This is a genomic window from Enterobacteriaceae endosymbiont of Donacia clavipes (assembly GCF_012570365.1).
Taxonomy (GTDB): Bacteria; Pseudomonadota; Gammaproteobacteria; order Enterobacterales; family Enterobacteriaceae.
Map to the genome: position 1 here is coordinate 404,227 of NZ_CP046208.1, position 18,634 is coordinate 422,860.

13 protein-coding genes are annotated in these 18,634 nt (G+C 16.2%); 7 read left to right on the forward strand and 6 right to left on the reverse strand.

The window, feature by feature from the left end; genetic code table 11:
- The first annotated feature begins 17 nt into the window (after positions 1-17).
- Positions 18-1,148, forward strand: a complete 1,131-nt coding sequence (gene nrdB / locus GJT92_RS01985) for a class Ia ribonucleoside-diphosphate reductase subunit beta (protein WP_168919815.1) — start codon at positions 18-20, stop codon at positions 1,146-1,148.
- 87 nt (positions 1,149-1,235) lie between these two features.
- Here nrdB and GJT92_RS01990 read toward each other — a convergent pair whose 3' ends face one another.
- Entirely contained in the window at positions 1,236-2,627 is a 1,392-nt protein-coding gene (locus tag GJT92_RS01990) for a basic amino acid/polyamine antiporter (protein WP_168919816.1), read from the reverse strand.
- Between the two features lie 131 nt (positions 2,628-2,758).
- Complete coding sequence (locus GJT92_RS01995; protein WP_168919870.1) at positions 2,759-3,505, reverse strand: Nif3-like dinuclear metal center hexameric protein; 747 nt, start codon at positions 3,503-3,505, stop codon at positions 2,759-2,761.
- A gap of 213 nt (positions 3,506-3,718) precedes the next feature.
- On the opposite strand from GJT92_RS01995, the gene GJT92_RS02000 reads away from it, so the two are divergent.
- The 5 genes from GJT92_RS02000 to rplS are packed head-to-tail and all read left to right on the forward strand — an operon-like array spanning position 3,719 to position 7,063.
- A complete protein-coding gene (locus tag GJT92_RS02000; protein ID WP_168919817.1) occupies positions 3,719-5,095 on the forward strand; it encodes a signal recognition particle protein in 1,377 nt (458 codons plus the stop codon).
- Between the two features lie 25 nt (positions 5,096-5,120).
- The gene (gene rpsP, locus GJT92_RS02005; RefSeq protein ID WP_168919818.1) at positions 5,121-5,354 is read left to right on the forward strand and encodes a 30S ribosomal protein S16; all 234 of its coding nucleotides are present in this window, start codon (positions 5,121-5,123) and stop codon (positions 5,352-5,354) included.
- Between the two features lie 26 nt (positions 5,355-5,380).
- Positions 5,381-5,902 carry a ribosome maturation factor RimM gene (rimM, locus tag GJT92_RS02010; protein WP_168919819.1) on the forward strand — a complete coding sequence of 174 codons (522 nt, stop codon included), beginning with the start codon at positions 5,381-5,383 and terminating at the stop codon, positions 5,900-5,902.
- Positions 5,903-5,925: 23 nt separating this feature from the next.
- Positions 5,926-6,696 (forward strand): tRNA (guanosine(37)-N1)-methyltransferase TrmD, encoded by a 771-nt coding sequence (trmD, locus tag GJT92_RS02015; protein ID WP_168919820.1) that lies wholly within the window; start codon positions 5,926-5,928, stop codon positions 6,694-6,696.
- A gap of 4 nt (positions 6,697-6,700) precedes the next feature.
- A complete protein-coding gene (rplS, locus tag GJT92_RS02020; protein WP_168919821.1) occupies positions 6,701-7,063 on the forward strand; it encodes a 50S ribosomal protein L19 in 363 nt (120 codons plus the stop codon).
- A gap of 17 nt (positions 7,064-7,080) precedes the next feature.
- On the opposite strand, the gene recD is transcribed toward rplS, so the two are convergent.
- Genes recD through GJT92_RS02035 form a run of 3 tightly spaced genes read right to left on the reverse strand, consistent with a single transcriptional unit; the run spans position 7,081 to position 15,708 of the window.
- Positions 7,081-8,931 carry an exodeoxyribonuclease V subunit alpha gene (recD, locus tag GJT92_RS02025; RefSeq protein WP_168919822.1) on the reverse strand — a complete coding sequence of 617 codons (1,851 nt, stop codon included), beginning with the start codon at positions 8,929-8,931 and terminating at the stop codon, positions 7,081-7,083.
- A 32-nt stretch (positions 8,932-8,963) separates the two neighbouring features.
- Positions 8,964-12,503 (reverse strand): exodeoxyribonuclease V subunit beta, encoded by a 3,540-nt coding sequence (gene recB, locus GJT92_RS02030; RefSeq protein ID WP_168919823.1) that lies wholly within the window; start codon positions 12,501-12,503, stop codon positions 8,964-8,966.
- Entirely contained in the window at positions 12,490-15,708 is a 3,219-nt protein-coding gene (locus GJT92_RS02035; protein ID WP_168919824.1) for an exodeoxyribonuclease V subunit gamma, read from the reverse strand. Before GJT92_RS02035 ends, recB begins: the two co-directional genes overlap by 14 nt.
- 639 nt (positions 15,709-16,347) lie before the next feature.
- Here GJT92_RS02035 and GJT92_RS02040 point away from each other — a divergent pair.
- Positions 16,348-17,034 (forward strand): MutH/Sau3AI family endonuclease, encoded by a 687-nt coding sequence (locus tag GJT92_RS02040; RefSeq protein ID WP_168919825.1) that lies wholly within the window; start codon positions 16,348-16,350, stop codon positions 17,032-17,034.
- Here the strand turns inward: GJT92_RS02040 and lysA are convergent.
- A complete protein-coding gene (lysA, locus tag GJT92_RS02045; RefSeq protein ID WP_168919826.1) occupies positions 17,031-18,302 on the reverse strand; it encodes a diaminopimelate decarboxylase in 1,272 nt (423 codons plus the stop codon). The two genes, GJT92_RS02040 and lysA, sit on opposite strands and share 4 nt — an antisense overlap.
- Positions 18,303-18,634 lie beyond the last annotated feature (332 nt).

Genomic DNA, 18,634 nt, shown 5'->3' on the forward strand with positions numbered 1-18,634 from the left:
ATAATTTGGATGATAAAATGAGTTATACTACTTTTTCTAATAAAAAAAATAATCAATTAAAAGAACCTATGTTTTTTGGACAATCTGTTAATATTGCTCGTTATGATCAACAAAAATATAATTTTTTTGAAAATTTAATTGAAAAACAATTAAGTTTTTTTTGGAGACCTGAAGAGGTAGATATATCATATGATCGTATTCATTATCAAAATTTACCAAAACATGAAAAACATATATTTATTAGTAATTTAAAATATCAAACTTTATTAGATTCAATTCAAGGACGTAGTCCTAATATAGCATTTTTACCATTAATTTCTATACCAGAATTAGAAACATGGGTAGAAACTTGGTCTTTTTTTGAAACAATACATTCTCGATCTTATACTCACATAATTAGAAATATTGTAAATGATCCATCAATAATTTTTGATGATATCATCACTAATAATAATATTATTCTTAGGACAAAAGATATTATTAAATATTATGATGAACTTATTGAATTAACAAATTATTGGCATTTATTTGGCGAAGGAATTTTTAGATTAAATAAAAAAAAAATTGTAATTAGTTTATATAATTTAAAAAAAAAATTATATTTATGTTTAATGAGTGTTAACATTTTAGAAGCTATTAGATTTTATGTAAGTTTTGCATGTTCTTTTGCATTTGCTGAAAGAGAATTAATGGAAGGTAATGCAAAAATAATTAGATTTATAGCTCGTGATGAATATTTACATATGATTGGTACTCAGTATATACTTAATATTATGCAAAAAGGAATAGAAGACAAAGAAATGGCAAAAATTGCTACTGAATGCGAAAAAACATGTTACAAATTATTTCTTGATGCATCTATACAAGAACAACAATGGGCTGAATATTTATTTTCCAATGGAATTATGATAGGATTAAACAAAAATATTTTATGTAAATATATTAAATATATTACTAATATTAGAATGAATAAAGTTGGATTAAAAAGTCCATTTTCAATTACTAAAAATCCTATTCCATGGATTAATTCTTGGTTAATATCAGATAATGTTCAAATGGCACCTCAAGAAGTAGAAGTAAGTTCTTATTTAATAGGTCAAGTTGATTCTACAGTAGATATTAAAAAATTTAAAAATTTTAAATTATAATTTTATTAATTAATGACTGTTATAAATACAATTTATATAACAGTCATATAAGTGTCATATAAGTATGCTATATATATTTATTGTAATTTATTTTTTAATAAAATAAATAGCATAAAAAGATATTATTAATAAAATAAAACAATAAAGTTTTTCTTTATTATTTAATAATAAAATATTTTTATTAGCTATTTTAGTTAAAATTAAAAATATTAAACCAAGAGTATATAAAATTAATGAAAATAATAAATTTAAAAATCCTGCTGCATATAATAACCAAATAGTATAAATACAAGAACCTAGACTAATAAATAAATTATATTTATTAAATTTTTTTATAGATATTTTAAATAAATATGCTCCAACTAAAAAATATGGTATTAATATCATTTCAGATGCAATAGTTAATAAATTATTATAATCTAATTTAGTTAACCAAATTAACATTAGACATAATTGTATACTAATATTAGTAAACCATAAAGCATATGATGGTGATTTATTTTGATTTTGTTTAGACATTATTATCGGAAATATTTTATTTTTTGCAGCTATACATGGTACTTCTGCTGCCATAATTGTCCAACTAAGATAGGATCCACAGACTGATATAATTAATCCCAATATGGCAAATATATAACCCCATTTACCAAGTAATATTGTCATAATTCCTGCCATAGATGGATTTTTCATATTAGCTAAATCTAATCTATTCATAATACCAAAAGATAATAATGTTACTAATAAATATATAGATAATGTAATTATTATGGCTAAAAATGTTGATTTTTCTATATCTTTAAAATTTTTAGCTTTAGAAGATAAAATAATAGCACCTTCTACACCAATAAATACCCATAAAGTAATTAACATAGTATCTTTTATTTGTTTTAAGATGGGAATATTTAAATTAATTCCCATTAAATCTATATTAAATTTTTTTAAATTAAAAGCAATAATCGATAAAAATATAAAAATAAATAAAGGAATTAATTTACATAATGTTACTATTATATTTATAATAGATGCAGTTTTTGTTCCTTTAAGTAATAAAAAATGAATTAACCATAATAAAATAGAAGATCCTAATATAGCTTGCCATGTATTACCATTTCCAAAAAAAATATGATTTGGAGTATCAATAAAAAAACTTATAGCAGAAAATACAATAACTAAATAAGAAACATTAGCAATTACAGCACATAACCAATAACCCCATGCTGAATAAAAACCAATTAATTTACCAAAGCCATCTTTAGCATATGCAAAAATACTTCCTTGAAAATTAGGTTTTAATTGATTTAATAATAACATAGTTTTGGCTAAAAAAATAATTCCTAGACCAGTAATACTCCATCCTATAATTAATGCAATAGGACTTGCAATAGCTGCCATATTTTGAGGTAAGCTAAATACTCCAGCACCTAACATGGAACTAAGTACTAATGATGTAAGTGCTATAAGGTTTAATTTTTTATTCAAAATAATTCCTTTAAACTATATAAATTATTAATTTTTAATGATTTATTTAAATATTAATTTTTAAAATAAAAATTTTATTTAAAGTAATAAAAAATATTTTATAAAAAAATTTTATATAATATAAATATATTTTATACTGGATTATATATATCTATAAAATTAGTTTTTAAATTAAATTTTTGTTTTAACCATTTACCTAACATAATTACACCTCCTTTTTCAGTTGCATGATGTCCTGCACTAATAAAATGTATACCATATTCTTTTGCAATATGAATATTCATTTCTGATACTTCTCCCGTAATAAAAACATCTATATTAAAATTTACTATTTCTTCAAAAAATTTTTGTCCAGCTCCACTACACCAAGCTATTTTATGAATTTTTTTAGATTTATTTTTACCAAAATGCAATGGTATACGATTTAATTTATTTGTAATTTTTAAAATAAAATCTTTTATATTAATTTTTTTTTTTAAATATCCGTAAAAAATAAAAGGATTTATTTTACCATGAATATTTATATCTAATAAATTTGCTAAATAAACATTATTTCCTATTTCAGAATTTAAATCTAAAGGTAAATGCCAGCTATATAAATTAATATTATTTATTAAAATTGTATGTATTCTTTTTTTTTTATGACCTTTTATAATGGGAGATTCATTTTTCCAAAAATATCCATGATGTACTATAATAGCATCTGCTTTAAGTTTAACAGCAAAATTTAATAATTTTTGACAAGCAGTTACTCCCATTATAATATTTTTTATATATTTTTTACCTTCTATTTGTAATCCATTTGGAACACAATCTTTTATATTCAATTTTATATTTAATTTATTATTAATAATTATTTCTAATTTTGTATTATTTATCATATGTATTTTTTATAATTTATATATACTAAATTTATATTTTTAAAATTATAATAATAAATATTATATTTTAAAATTTTTTATTTTTTATTTTAATAAAATATTTTTATTTGTATAATTATAGATTTAAAATATTAAATTAAATTTATATTAATTATTTAAAATTTTAATTTTAAATTAAATTTAAAATTATATTATATATAAGGAATTTATATGTTTGCTAACTTAAGTAAAAAATTATCTAAAACATTATTAAAAATCAGAAATTATGGACGTTTAACAGAAAAAAATATAAAAGAAACTTTAAATGAAATTTATATAAATTTATTAGAAGCTGATGTAGCTTTAGAAGTTATTAAAAAAATTATTAATAAAATAAAAAAAAAAGCAATTGGAATAAAAATTAATAATAGTTTTACTCCAGGTCAAGAATTCATAAAATTAGTAAAAAAAAATTTAATTAAAATCATGGATTCTTCACATAAAAGTATTAATATAGCTACTCAACCTCCTGCAGTAATATTATTTACTGGATTACAAGGAGTAGGTAAAACAACAAGTGTTGTAAAATTAGCATATTTTTTGAAAAAAAAATATAAAAAAAAAATTATTGTTGTTTCAACTGATATATATAGACCTGCAGCTATACAACAATTAAAAATTTTAGCAAAAAGTGTAAAAATAGATTATTTTAAAATAAGTCAAAAAAATTTTCCTATAGAAATATCTAAAAAAGTATTACATCATGCTAAAATTAATTTTTATGATATAATAATAGTTGATACAGCAGGAAGATTACATATTAATAATGTAATGATGGAAGAAATAAAAAATATTCATAAAATACTTAATCCTATAGAAACAATATTTGTTATTGATGCAATGACAGGACAAGATTCAATTAATAGTGCTAAAAAATTTAATGAAATATTACCTATAACAGGAATTTTTTTAACAAAAGCAGATAGTGATACTAGAGGTGGTGCAGTTTTATCAGTTAAATATATAATAAAAAAACCAATAAAATTTATTGGTACTGGAGAAAAAATTAATAATATAGATATATTCTCTCCTGAGAAAATTGTATCTAAAATATTAGGAATGTCTTCTGAATTAGCTATTATTAAAAATATACAAAAAAAAATTAATCTTAAAAAAAATAAAAAATTAATTCAAAAATTACAAAATAAAAATCATTTAAATTTACAAGATTTTGTAGATCAATTAGAACAAATAAAACAAATAGGAAGTCAAAATATTAATATTTTATTAAAAAAAATGAAATTAAATAATATACAACATTTTACACATCCTATAATGAATATTATTAATATAGATAATGAGACCATTATTAATATAAAAACTATAATGAATTCAATGACTAATTTAGAAAAAAAAAATATTGATATAATTAATTTTTCTAGAAAAAAAAGAATATCTTCTGGATCTGGTGTTTCTATTTTAAAAATAAATGTTATAATAAAATATTATAATCAAATGAAATTAATTACTAAAAAAATGAAAAAAAATGGTAATATACATAGAATAATTAAAAATATAAAAAATTTTTTAGGAAAGAAATTTTTTTAAAATTTAAAATATAAGGAAAATAATTATGGTTATAATTAGATTATCTAGAAAAGGAATAAAAAAAAAACCTTTTTATCAAATAATTGTTACAGATAATAGAAATGCTAGAGACGGTCGTTTTATAGAAAAATTAGGTTATTTTAATCCATTTCATATAAATAAAAGTAAAAAAAATTTATTTTTTAATAAAGAAAGAATTAATTTTTGGATATCTAAAGGTGCTATTCTTTCAAAAAGAGTGTATAATTTGTTAAAGTAATTTTTATTTTTACTTATATATAAATTATGTTAAAAAAAAAGATAATTTTAGGAAAATTTGGTAAAGTTTATGGTATAAAAGGGTGGATTAGATTATTTTCTTATACTCAAAATAAAATAGATATTTTTTTTTATAAAAATTTATTTATTTTAGATAATAAAAAAAAAATTTTATTTTTAAATTTTAACAAATATATTTTAAAAAAAAAAAGTTATATTGTTCAAGTTAATCATTTTTGTAAGAATGAAGATACAATTAGTTTTGTTAATCATAAAATTTACATATTTAAATATAATTTAATTAAATATAAAAATAAAGATGAATATTATTGGAATGATATAATTGGATGTAAAGTAATTAATATTAAAAAAATTTATATTGGTATAGTTAATAATATTATGGAAACAAAAATTCATGATATTATTATAATTAAATCTAATCTTATAAATATAAATAAAAATAATATATTAATACCATTTATTGAAAATAAGATAATAAAAAAAATAGATTTAATTAATAATTATATAATAATAGACTGGTATTTATAATTTTGTGGTATAAAAAAATTATTATGTGGATTAATGTTATTAGTTTATTTCCTGAAATGTTTCAAACAATTCTTAATTATGGTTTAATTAATAAAGGGATAAAAAGAAAATTATTAAATATTAATTTTTTTAATCCTAGAGATTTTACTGATAATAAAAATAGAAAAGTAGATGATTATATTTATGGGGGAGGAGATGGTGTTATATTAAAAGCCGAACCATTAATAAAATCTATTTATCAAGCAAAATTAAATATGAAAAATAATGTTAAATTAATTTACTTATCTCCACAAGGTAAAAAAATTAATATTTCTTTAATTAAAAAATTAATGTTATATAAAAACATAATATTAATTTGTGGTAGATATAAAGGTATAGATGAACGTATCATTAATAATTTTGTAGATGAAGAAATTTCTATAGGAGATTATATTCTTAGTGGTGGAGAATTACCTGCAATGGTTTTAATAGATATATTAGTAAGACAAATTCCTGGAGTATTAAATAAAATTTCATCAGGAAATACTGATTCATTTTTTAATAATGGTTTATTAGATTCACCGAATTATACTCGTCCTCAAAAATTAAAAAATTTATTAAAAAATAAAGTTCCTTCTGTATTATTATCAGGAAATCATAAAAAAATAAAAGAGTGGAGATTAAAACAATCATTAGGTATTACTTGGTTAAAAAGATTGGATTTATTTAAAAAAAAAAAATTAACTCAAAAAGAAGAAATTTTATTTAATGAATTTAAAAATTATTATTTTAAAAAAAAAAATTTTTTGGAGTAAGAAAATGAATAATATTATTAAATATATAGAACAAGAACAAATTAAAAATTATAAAAAATTTCCTTTATTTAGATCTGGAGACACATTAAAAATAAAAATATGGGTTGTTGAAGGTACAAAAAAAAGACTTCAAAATTTTGTAGGAACTGTTATTTCAATAACTAAAAAAAATAGTTTTAATTGTTCCTTTACTGTTAGAAAATTATCTAATGGCATTGGAATTGAAAGAGTTTTTCCTTTATATTCTAAAATAATTAATTCTATTAAAGTGGAAAAAAAAGGTTATGTAAGAAAATCAAAATTATATTATTTACGTCAATTAACAGGTAAAGCAGCACGTATTAAGGAAAAAATTAATTTTTCATAATAAATTTTTTTAATAAATTATTTTATATAATTTATTATTTTTTTTTTTATATTAGAATATCTTTGTATTTTTATTTTTATTGATTTATAAAAAATTAGTTTATTACTATAAATTGTTATATTTTTTTTAGATCGTGTAATAGCAGTATATATTAGTTCTCTTGTTAGTAAAGGATAAAGTTTATTTGGTAATACTAAAGAAATATTTTTAAATTCTGATCCTTGAGATTTATGTGTTGTTATAGCATATGCTATTTCATGTGCTGGTAAATTTTTGATATCAACTATCTTACATTTTTTTTTATTTGATAAAAATTTTACTCTTAATTTTTTATTATCTTTATCTAAATAAGTAATACCAATATCACCATTAAATAAATTTAAGAAATTATCATTTTGTATAATAATAATTGGTCTACCAATATACCAATTATTTTTTTTTGTATTATTATTGATTATTTTTTTATTAAAAAGTTCTTTTTCTATTAGATTATTAATTTCTTTTGTACCAAATAATCCATTTTTTACAGCACATATTATTTGATAATGATTAAATTTATTTATAACTTTATTATTTTTATTATTATTTTTATTTAAATAATTAAAATATTTTTTATATTCATTAATGAAATTTTGTATCATTAACTCATATTCCTTTATATTTGAAATATTAATATAATTTATATTATTAAATTTTTTTAATGAAAATAATTCTTTAATTTTTAAAATATTTCCTTGTTTTATTAATTCTGCTAATTTATTAATTCCTGAATTATTTTTATATCTATAATTATTTTTTAAGACAGTAATAAAATTACGAAAAAAAAATTTAGTTTTTTTTAAATTTTTTTTTATTTTATTGTTAGTAATTATTCTTAATAAAGAAAAATATTTTTGTGTAAAAAAAAATTTTTTAAAATAACATAAATCTTTAAAAACATTTCCATATTCTATGGAAGGCAACTGATAATCATCTCCTAATAAGATTAAATGACATTTTAAAGGTAATTTTTTTAAAATAATATACATTAAATTAGAATCTATCATAGATGATTCATCTATTATTAATAAATTTACATCTAAGATTTTTGTATTATTAAATATAGTTTTTTTAGTATAAATATTTAATTTTAATAAACTATGTATAGTAGTTGCTTTATTTGGAATATCTTTTTTTTCTTTTTCGTTTATTTTTTCTTTAGAAATATTTTTAAAAAATTTATTTATAGATTCTGTTAATCTAACAGATGCTTTTCCAGTAGCAGCAGCAACTTTTATTTTTAAAGATTTTGAAAAAATTTTAATAAATGTAAAAATTATTTTTGGTATTATACTTGTTTTACCAGTTCCTGGAGAACCAGTTATAATACTAATCCTATGTGTTAATGAAGCAAAAATAGCTGTTTTTTGTAAAATTTCATTTTTTTTAAATAAAAAATTTAATATATTTTTAATTTTACCTTTTTTTATAAAAACATAATTATTTTTAATAAAATTATTAACTATAAAATTTTCTTCATACCAATTTTTATATAAATATAAACAATTATTTTCTAATATAATAGGAGTAATTTTTTCTCCATTACTAACAATATCTTTATAAGATAATAAAATTTTCTTCCAATTTTTGATTTTATTAATTTCTTGTATTTTTTTTAATAAAAAAGAATATTTTTTATTTTTAAGTTTTTTTTTAAAATATAATTTAGATATTGGTAAACAAGTATTTCCTTTTCCAATATTATTGCTAAGTAAAGTAACAGCAAACATTAAAAATTTATGTTTTTTAGAAACAAGTATAAGAGAAAAATATAAATCAACTAAACGAATGATTTTTATTTTACATAATTTTTTTAAAAAATTATACATATTTTTTATTATTAAATTTTATTATAATTAAATTAATAAAATAATTCACTTAATTCATTAATTAATTTGTAAGATGGTCTAATTTCCAAAATACCACTTTTTTTTTTTTTATGTATTCCTCTAATGTATAAAAATATAACTCCTCCGAAATTATTTTCATAATTATAATTAATAATACGATAATTTAAATATTTATGTAAAGCTAAAGTATAAATTTGGTATTGTATATCATAACGGTTTAAACATATATCTTTTTTAAGATATTTTTTTTGATAATATTTATGATTATAACCTAACCAATTAGTTTTATAATCTATAATATAATATTTTTGATTCCATAAAAAGATTAAATCGATTACTCCAGTTAAAAATCCTTTAATTTTTTGAAAATTTAATTTAGTGAGTTTATTAGAAATAAAATCATATTTATTTATGATATTATTAAATTTTTCGGAAGAAAAAAAATCCTTTATTGATAAAAAAAATTCAAATTCTGTTTTTTTATTTGCATTATTTATTTTACTTAAAATAATTTTATTATTACCTAATGGAGTTAATAAAATATTATTTAACCATTTTGTTAATATAATACTCCAAGAAGAATCAATATTTTTTTTTATTAATTCTTTTTTAATAAAATTATTTATAATAGGTTTTGTAAAATTTAATTTTTCTAAAATATTATGAATTATAATACCTACATTTTTCCCAATAGGAAAAGTATATTGTGTTTTTTTTATATTTTTTTTATTAAAATTTAAAAATTTATGTTTATAATTATTATTAGAGTTATTTAGATAGTTATCTTGTTCTTTTTTTATTTGTGAATAACTTAATAAAATTTTATTTTTATAGTTAAAATTTTTATTTTTGAATTTAAGTAAATATTTATCTTTTATTTCTTTTTTATAAATTATATTTAATTTTATAATTTTTTTTTTTTCTATATTTTGAATCCAAATATCTTTATTTTTTAAATTATTTAATTTTTTTTTTAAATTTATATTAGAATTATTATTTTTATTTTTAATTAAAAAATTTAAAGAAGTATTATATGATAAATATAAGTTTTGTTGTTTTGAATTATTAAATTTTATATTTGAAATTCCAATACTACAATGGAAAATAGATCTTGTTAAAGCTACATATAATAATCTTAAATTTTCAGAAAGTGATTCTTCCAAAAATAATTTTATACTTTCATTATTTTTTTTAAAATCTATATTTATTTCAAAATTTTTTCTATTATGAAAAATTATACCATTATTGTTTATTGAATCTAAAGTATTTGAAGAAATAAATGGTAACCAAACAATAGGAAATTGTAATCCTTTTGCTTTATGTATAGTCATAATTTTTATTTTATTAATATCATTATGTAATTCATTCTGTTTATTTAATAAAGTTTTATTAGGATATGTAATTTGTTGTAATAACCATTTTATTATTATTTTATTATTTTTTATATTAAAACATGATATTTGTATTAATTCTCCTAAATATAAAATATTTACTATTTTTTTTTTAATATAATTAGAATTATTTTTTTGTAAAAAAAAAGAATCTTTTAAAAAAATTGTTTCTAACATATTAAGAATACCTTTTTTTTCCCAAATATATTTATATTTAGTAAATTTATAAATTATTTTTTTAATAAAATATTTTTTTTTATCATTATCAAAATAAGATAAATCTATATTAAATAATTTGCTTGCTAAAAAATTTATGATTCTTTTTTTTTTATTAGGTTCTAAAATAGATTTTAATAATAAAAATAATTCTTTTGCTTCTTGTGTTTCAAAAATATTATCAAATTTTGATAAATAAATAGAAGGTAAATTAAATTTTATAAATTCTTCTTGTAAAATATCAGATTCATAACGATTACGAACTAAAATAGTTATATCTGAAATAGTAATTTTCTGATTTTTTCCATTTTTATGTAAAAATGCCTTATTTTTTTGACCTAAAATTATTAATTTACATATTTTATATGCACATTGATACGCTATTTTTTTTTTATATAAATTTATACTAATTTTTTTATTCATATACCAAAAAGTAATACCAGGTTTTATTTTATCATTTATAATTAAATGATAATTTAATTTTTTTATTGTATAAAAAATAGGACGAAAAACTATATTTTTAAATAAAAAAGGATGTGATCTATTAGAAAATAATTTATTTACACTATTAACCATTGTACTAGATGAACGCCAATTGTTTTTTAATGTATAACATTTTTTAATTTCAGATGAAGCTTGTAGATAAGTAAAAATATTAGCACCTCTAAAAGAATAAATGGCTTGTTTAGGATCTCCTATTAAAAAAATAATATGTTTAGATTGATTTAGATATATTTTTTTTAAAATATTATATTGTTGTTGATCTGTATCTTGAAATTCATCTACTAAAACGACAGGAAATAAATTTCTTATGTCTTTAGATATTTGATCTCCTGAGATACCATTTAATTCTTTATTTAAAATATTTAATAAATCATTAAAACTTATTTTTTTTTTTTTTTTTTTCTCTTTAATTACATATTGATTTATATATTTTATCGCTTTTAAAATTATTAAAAATTTTAAATTAATAATTTTATTTAAAAATTTTTCTATAATTTTAAATAAGATATGTTTTGGTATTTTTTTTTTATCAATAGTTTTTTCATTTAAAATTTTTTGAGAAAATCTTAATAATTGTTTAGGATAAGAATTATTTACAGTTTTTGTAAAACTCCATAAATTAATAATATTTATCCAATTATTTATTAATTTTTTATTATAAATATGTTTATTAACATTAGAATTATATATAGTATTTACTATAATATTTTTATATTTAATCCAAAATTTTTTTATTATATTAATATATTTTATGTTTTTGTGAAATTGTTCTAATATATTAATATTTTTAAGGTGATATTTTATTATTAAAGTTGATTTTTTTGTTATAAATGGTATTAATGAATTTAATAAATCATTAGGAGATTTCCAATAAAAAAAAATAATTTTAATTATTTTTTTTGGTAAATTATAAAAATATTTTCTCCAAAAAAATATAGATGCTTTTTGTTGTAAAATTAATTCATCATTAATTATTTTTTTATTTAAAAAAAAATTCTGAAATTCATAATTTTTTAAATTTATTATTTTTTGACAAAAAGCATGTATTGTATAAATAGATGCATTATGCATATTTAATTCAGCTCTTAATAATAAAGTAATAGCTATTTTTCGATTTTTAATTTTTTTTATAAGTTTATTTATAATATTATATTTACTTTTACCTTCTATACATCCAATATATAGCATATGAATACTTTTTTTTATTCTTTTACATAAATTTTGTATTGCAATATCAGTAAAAGTTACTACTAAAATTTGTTCTACATTTAAAGGAATAACGTTATCATTTTTTTTATATAATCCTAAAAGCATTCTTAAATATATTATAATAATAGTAAATGTTTTACCAGTACCTGCAGAGGCTTCTATAAGATATTCTCCTTTTAAATTTTTTTTAAATGGATCAAATTCTTTAAATTTTATTTTATTTTTTTTCATTATTATATAAACTCTGATCAGCATAATAAATTAAATTAAACATCCATTTTTGAATTAATTTTTTAATTTTTATCCATTCTTTGCTATCTAAATTAAAACTTAATCTATCAAAATATAAATCTTTAGATTCTCCTATAAAATAATCATTTTTATTCCAATAATAAAAAAAAATTTTTTTTGCTTTATTCTGTATAGCATAATCATTATTAATAATTTTTTTTTCTTTATTATAACAAATATTTATCCATTTCCATGAACTTTTTATAGGTAACATAATAGGGAAACTTATACCAGATATATAACCTTTAATATATTTTTTTAATAAAACATAAGCTTTATCTTTAGATAAGATTTGAAAAATATATTTTGTATTTTTCGAACCAAATAATAATAAACTAGAATTAACATAAATATTATTTACACATAAAATTAAATGTTCTATCCATAAACTAATAATATTCTTAATATCTATTATTTTAGGTTCAAATTTTATTAAATTATTATTATAATTTAAATACTTAATTTGTCCTTTTAAATTAATATTTAAAATTTTTAAATCAATTTTATTAATTATTTCTGTATATTTATTTTTTTTAAAATTATAATTAAATATTTTTTTCATTTTATTTACTCTTTCTTCCCACCATATTTTTCCATAATATCCATAAAGTAAAATATTTTTATTTAAATAATAATTATACAAATTATTAATATTTTTATTTAAAATTAATGAATATAATATTTTTTTATTAATAATATATTCTTGTAAATAATCAATATTAAATGGTTCTGTATTTAATAACTTAATTTTATTTAAATCTTGTAAATATATTTTTAATCTTTGATTAAAAAAACCTTTAACAGGGTGTTTCCAAAAATTAATTAAATTATTAATTTTTATTTTTGTTATTTTTATAGATTTTAAAATATTGATATTTTTATTATATATATTATTTTCTTCTTTTTTTTTTAGTATAAAATTAAATTTATTTTTATAAATATATTTAATAATATGATTATTAATTTTATTATTTTTTATATAATAATTATTAGAAATATATATTAATAATTCATTAATTATACTAGATGAAATATTTTGAACATTATTTATTTTTTTATTATTAGAATAACTAATATATAATTTTTTTTCTGCAGACATTATTAATTTTAAAAATAAATTTTTATCTTCATCTAAATAATTTTTTTCTTCTTTATAAGGATAATTTTTCATTAAATCAAAAATAATAGGATATGACTTTTTTGGAAAATATTCATTATTCATTCCTATCATAAAAATTTTTTTAAAAGGTATATTTTGAAATATATGAAAAGGACAAAAATTTATTTTATTTATATGAAAAAAAAATTTTTTATTTTCTTGTTTAATTTGATATTTAATTTTTTCTATTATTATATCAATAGATATTTTTTCTTTATATTTTGATACTAGTCCATTTTCAAGAAAAAATATTATTTTTTTTATAATAAAATATATATTATTATATAAATAAGTACTATAAGGAAAAAAATCAGAATATAATTTTAATATAATTTTTTGCCATTTTTTTAAAAAATATTTTTTATTAAGTTGATTTTTCCATTTTTCTAATTTAAATAAAAAACTAGTAAATTTACCAAGTAAATCTTTAGATAAACCAATAGAACCATTATAAGGAATAATATTATTCCATTTTTCAAAATTAAATGCATAATTTAAAAACATACGGTGTAAACCTAATTTCCATGTATATTGATCTTTATTAAAGATAATTTTATTAAAATTTTTAAAATTTAGACCATATTTTATGCCTAATTTTTTAACCCAATAATTTAAATATTCTAAATCTTCTTTATTTAAAAAAAATTTTTTAGATATATATTTATCTTCTAATAAAAAAAAAATTTCTTCAGGAGTAAATTTTTTATAAGGTAAATTTAATAAAAATAAAATTTTTTTTAAAATATTCAAATTTTTTAATTTATTAGAATTAGAACCTATATTAATTGGTAAATTACAATTTTTAAATACTGAATTAATAAATGGGATATATAATTCTAAATTAGGAGATATAATAATTATATCATGTAAAAAATAATTTTTATTTTTTTTTAAAGTATATAATACTTCATTATATAATAATTTTATCTCTGTATAAAAATCTTCACAAATATATATTTGAAGAGATTTATCTGAATAACTTATTTCTTTTTTTTGATTATTTTTATTATTTATATTATATTCGTATGAATATAATATATTATTTTTTATATTATTTAATAAATTTATTGTATTATTTTTTATAAAAGTTTCAATAATTCTAGCTGGTAAATCTACTAGTTTATTAACATTATTTAAATGATAATTTCCCCAAGAAAGTAATAATTTATTATAAATATAATTTTCATTATTAATATTTATATTTTTATTATATTTATAATTTGGTAAATTATCCCAATAATATTTAGATGGACTATATATTAAGATATGTATTTCTATATATTTTTCTATTTCTTTTAATAATTTTAAATGTATTAAAGGAATATTTTGTATATCTAATATAAATATTCTTTCCGGTAAAAATTTATATTTAAAATTATTCTTTTTCTTATTTTTATTATGAAATTTATATAATTTTCCATAATTCCATAATGTTTTATTTAACTTATTTTTATAATATATTAATAATTCTTTCCATAATTTAGCTTGCCATATTTGATGTTTATCTTTTAATGATAAAAAAAATTCATTATATTCCCATAATAATAACCATTCTGGTTTATATTTTTGATACTTATCATATAAATTTGCTATTTGTATAGATAAATTAAATAAATAATTAAAATCTTTTATTTTATAATAAAAATTTTTTTTAAAATAATGAAATTCTGGAGTATATATTAATTTAGGAAAAATTAATGCTATTTTCCAAATAATATTTTCTTTACATAAAAAATCATCTTTATCTATGTTAGGTATTATTTTTTTGAATAAGTTCCAAATAAATTTATCAAAAGAAAGAAAGTCAATATTTCCATATATTCCTAGTATATTTGAAAAATTTATTTTTATTAATTTAGAAAAACTCATATTATTACATAAAATTATTTCTGATTCTAATGGATTTATTAATGGTTTTTTGATAATTTGTATTTTTATTAAATTTAATAAAATATCTATATTATTAGAATAATAAATTGTAAACATATTTAATTATTTAATTTTTATAAAAATGATTAATTTAAAGATTATCATTAATATAGAAAAATTCTCTTATAATAATTATAAAAAATAAAATTTTTATCATATTTTATAAAATTTTCTATAAAAAATTTATTATGCCATAAAATGGTAAAATAAACTAAATTTATAATTTATAAATTTAGTTTCTAAAAAAAATTTATATAAAATATTTAATAAAATATTATATTATTTTATAATTAATTTTCTATATAAATTAAATTTATTTAACATAAATTATAAATATGAAAATTTATAGTATATTTATTATTTAATTCTATAATTTTTTATTTAAAAAAATTAATAATTTTTATACATTATTTTTTTATAGAATTAAAAATATTATAGTAATAATTTATCTTTTTATCTACAAATAGAAAATAGTAAATTATTAATTTCTTTTATATTTTTATGAATTTTAGTATTTTTATATTTTATCTTGATTATATTTATTATAAACATTTAATTAAATAAATACATAATTTTATATTAAAATATATTAATATTATTTATTTTTAAAATATTTTTTATTTATTCTTATTAAAAATTTATTTTATTTATAATTTTATTATATAATTTATTATTTATAAATAAAATTTTATATACATGAAAAAAATATTTTCTTCAATTATTTATGATGAAAAAATGTTGTTATTAAGAGCACAATTAATAAAAGGATTTAATATAATTGATATTGCAAGATGGTTAGATTATAAAATACCAAAAAATATAAAAGAAGATAAAGGAATTATAGGAAAATTAATTGAATTTTATTTAATAGGAAAAAATTCACATAATAGATTAAATAAAGATTTACCTTATTTAGGTATAGAAATTAAAACACTTACGATAAACAAAAAAAAAAAAGTAATTAATGATAATTTTATTTGTTCTTTTTCTTTAATTAATAAAAAAAATTTTATATTTTATAAAAGTAAATTATATAACAAATTATCAAAAATTTTATGGATACCTATTATTAAAAATATAAATATTCCTTTCACAATGAATAAAATTGGAAAAGCATTTTTATGGGAGCCATCTAATGATGATAAAATAAAATTATATAATGATTGGAATAATTTAATAAAATTACTTATTTTAGGACAAATAAAAAACATTAATTTTTATAATGGTTATATTTTATTAGTTAAAAATAAATCTAATAAAACAAAATTAACAAAAGCTATAAATAAAAATGGTAAAGTCATATTTATAACTCCTAAATCTTTTTATTTTAAAAAAAAATTTCTAAATTATATTTTAAAACATAAAATTAATTTAAAAAATTAAAATAATTCTAAATTTATTAGTTCTTGTATTTTTTGACGACGTCTAATAATTCTAGGAATATTATTTTCAATTAAGATTTCTGGTATTAAAGGTCTACTATTATAGTTAGAAGACATAGATGCTCCATAAGCTCCAGTATCATGAAAAATTAAATAATCACCAATATTTACTTTAGGTAACATAAAAAAAATTATTTCTCCATTATTTGTTTGTGTAAATATATCTCCTGATTCACATAATGGTCCTGCAATAATAGTTTTTACTTTTGGAAAAACAGACATATCTTTACCTTGATAAGATATAGCAGATATATAATGATAACTTCCATACATTACAGGACGGATTAAATCATTAAAACCTATGTTTACTAAAACAAATCTCTTATTTTTTATCATTTTTATAGCACATACTTGACAAATTAATATACCAGATTCAGCTACTAAAAATCTTCCTGGTTCGATTTCTAATTTTATATTTTTTTTAAAAAAATTTTTAATAATATTTCTTGTATTATTCCATAAATTAAAATAATGATTAGTGTCAACTTTTATGTCATTTATTTTATAAGGAATAGATAATCCTCCACCTGCAGATATAATATTAATTTTTGGCATATATGATTGCAAAACATTATATAACATTGAATCACATACTTTTTCTAAATGTCTATAATTTACTCCTGATCCTATATGCATATGTATTCCGATTAAATTTAAATTAAATTTTTTTATAATATAAATAGCTTTTTTTAAATCTTTATACCAAATACCATGTTTACTTTTTTCTCCTCCTGTATTTGTTTTTTCATTATGTCCATATCCAAAACCAGGATTAATTCTTAACAATATATTATGATTTTGTGATATATGACCTAATTGATATAACATATCAATAGAACCGATATTAACAGTGATATTAAGTATTTTAATATATTTTAATGTTTCTTTATCAAAAATATCAGATGTAAAAACGATATCATTTATTTTTGTAGGATTATATCCGGCAACTATTGCTCTTTCTATTTCTCCTAAAGAAATAGCATCTACCTTTACTCCTTCATTTTTCATTAATTTTAAGATATTTATATTAGAACAAGCTTTTTGTGCAAATCTTATTGTATCGAACTGTTTTAATTGTAAAATTTTATTTTTTATATTTTCTGCACAATATAACCAAAACGGAGTATTATAATCTTTTATTAAAGATAAGATAGTTTTAATTGAAATATTATTTTTATTATGTTTTTTATCAAATAATTTTATTGTCATTATTATTTATTCCAATAATAAAATTTTATTAGATATTATTTTAATTTAACTTAAAAATATTTTTTCTTAAATCTATAATTATATATTTTAATATATAAATCTATTTTTTTTGTAATATTATATGAAAATAGTAATTTTTTTATAAAAAAGATTATCTTAAATAAAAATTTAAAATATAACTAAAAATTATATCTTTAATTAATCTGGATTTAGTAGCCAAGATAATTTATCTATGTTATTTATAAAATAAATAATAATTATTTATATAAATAATTATTATTTATTTTTTTATAAATTGAGTAAATATTAATTAATTATAATATAATTATATA

What these genes read in the sequence shown, in the direction of transcription:
- nrdB (WP_168919815.1), top strand. Translation starts at nt 18, where the DNA reads ATGAGTTATACTACTTTTTCTAATAAAAAAAATAATCAATTAAAAGAA.
- GJT92_RS02000 (WP_168919817.1), top strand. Translation starts at nt 3,719, where the DNA reads ATGTTTGCTAACTTAAGTAAAAAATTATCTAAAACATTATTAAAAATC.
- rpsP (WP_168919818.1), top strand. Translation starts at nt 5,121, where the DNA reads ATGGTTATAATTAGATTATCTAGAAAAGGAATAAAAAAAAAACCTTTT.
- rimM (WP_168919819.1), top strand. Translation starts at nt 5,381, where the DNA reads ATGTTAAAAAAAAAGATAATTTTAGGAAAATTTGGTAAAGTTTATGGT.
- trmD (WP_168919820.1), top strand. Translation starts at nt 5,926, where the DNA reads ATGTGGATTAATGTTATTAGTTTATTTCCTGAAATGTTTCAAACAATT.
- rplS (WP_168919821.1), top strand. Translation starts at nt 6,701, where the DNA reads ATGAATAATATTATTAAATATATAGAACAAGAACAAATTAAAAATTAT.
- recD (WP_168919822.1), bottom strand. Translation starts at nt 8,931, where the DNA reads ATGTATAATTTTTTAAAAAAATTATGTAAAATAAAAATCATTCGTTTA.
- recB (WP_168919823.1), bottom strand. Translation starts at nt 12,503, where the DNA reads ATGAAAAAAAATAAAATAAAATTTAAAGAATTTGATCCATTTAAAAAA.
- GJT92_RS02035 (WP_168919824.1), bottom strand. Translation starts at nt 15,708, where the DNA reads ATGTTTACAATTTATTATTCTAATAATATAGATATTTTATTAAATTTA.
- GJT92_RS02040 (WP_168919825.1), top strand. Translation starts at nt 16,348, where the DNA reads ATGAAAAAAATATTTTCTTCAATTATTTATGATGAAAAAATGTTGTTA.
- lysA (WP_168919826.1), bottom strand. Translation starts at nt 18,302, where the DNA reads ATGACAATAAAATTATTTGATAAAAAACATAATAAAAATAATATTTCA.